The sequence below is a fragment of the Vibrio fujianensis genome (assembly GCF_002749895.1).
GTDB lineage: Bacteria > Pseudomonadota > Gammaproteobacteria > Enterobacterales > Vibrionaceae > Vibrio > Vibrio fujianensis.
In genome coordinates this window covers 310749-312304 of sequence record NZ_NBUS01000040.1, presented here as the reverse complement: position 1 = coordinate 312304, position 1556 = coordinate 310749, and the positions used below count along the sequence as shown (strand labels likewise).

The following is a 1556-nucleotide window of genomic DNA, read 5'->3' as shown; positions in this document are numbered from 1 at the left end:
TTTGCTGCCCAATCCAAATAACAAGATTAGTGTAAAAACGAGGGTTATCATACGCCTCCTTTATGATATTGATTATCATTTAGATATAGAATACCACTGACTCGCGTAAAGGCAATCCGTTCACGCTAAAACCTTACTTTTTCTATTTCTTAGTCCTTATTACGCATTACAAGCGTATACTGGATCTAAATATTGATTAGTTTTTCTAATTCAAACTATAGATTTTTATCGTGCGATACTCGATAGATTAAGATTGCTTAAGTTAATTTATCTAACTAATATCTCGCGCTGAGAATATAGCCACACTCTGATTTGTCATTAGTAAAACTTTCCCTTTTTATTTTTAATGTTGTTAGGTGGAGAAAAAGATGTCTGCAACATTTCCATTAGCTAAACTAACTTTCCTGATCGCCATATTGACTGCAGTCGGTCAAATGACGCAAACCATGTACGTTCCTTCCGTTGGCTACATGGCTAATGAGTTTCTGGTCACGCCTGCGGCTTTACAAGCAGTGATGGCTTGCTACTTAATTCCTTATGGTTTTTCACAGTTTATCTATGGAACCTTATCTGATCGTCTTGGCCGTAAACCGATCATTATTGCTGGGTTAGCTATTTATATTGTGGGAAGTTTAGTGGCGCTATTTGCTCACCAGTACTCCCTATTTTTAGCGGGCAGCTTTATTCAGGGATTAGGAATTGGCTGTGGTGGAGCCATGAGTCGCACCTTAACCCGAGACTGTTTCAGTGGTGCAAAATTGCATCAAGCAAATAGTTTGATCAGTATGTGTTTGATCTTTTCGCCATTAATTGCACCGGTGCTCGGCGGTTATTTAACCGAAACGTTTGGTTGGCGATCCAGCTATCTGTTTTTATCTTTATTTGCTATCGCCGTCATTATCGTCATGATGACAACGATGATTGAAACACTACCGAAAGAAGCGCGGAAAAAAGAATCGGTACTGAAAAGCTACCAATTTGTTCTTTCAGATCACCGATTTCAAGGATATTTACTGTGCTTAGTCGCCACCTTTGCTGGTGTCGCTGTTTTTGAAGGGGCGGCAGGGGTTCTTTTAGGCGGAGTGCTCGCATTACCAGCCACCACAGTAAGTTTACTATTTGTTACTCCTATTCCCGGTTATCTTACTGGCGCATGGCTATCAAATACCATTGCCCAACGTAGTGGTGAAAAACAGGCGTTACATGTCGGATTAATGGCGATTATTTGTGGCTCAATGATCGTACTCATTCCGGGTCTATTTGATAAAACCACAGCGCTCACCTTAGTCGGAGGTGCAACCTTGTATTTTTTAGGCGCGGGTATATTGTTCCCGGCTGCAACAACCGGAGCGTTGGAGCCATTGCCTTATCATGCCGGAACAGGAGGCGCTATTCTTGGCGGTATGCAAAACTTGGGGGCTGGTATTGCAACGTTAGTCGCTTCACTTTTCCCGGCTACGAATCAATTACCACTCGGCACGATTATGCTGGTGATGTCTATTTTTGCTCTGCTCGGATTACGGCGAGTCTATAAACATCAAGATCCTTCACAGCAT

Annotated in this window: 1 protein-coding gene; it reads left to right on the top strand. The window is 42.0% G+C overall.

Annotation, left to right across the window (positions count from 1 at the left end):
- Nucleotides 1-368 precede the first annotated feature (368 nt).
- Nucleotides 369-1556, top strand: a 1188-nt coding sequence (gene emrD / locus B7C60_RS07285; protein ID WP_099611096.1) for a multidrug efflux MFS transporter EmrD, incomplete at its 3' end; no start/stop codon positions are given.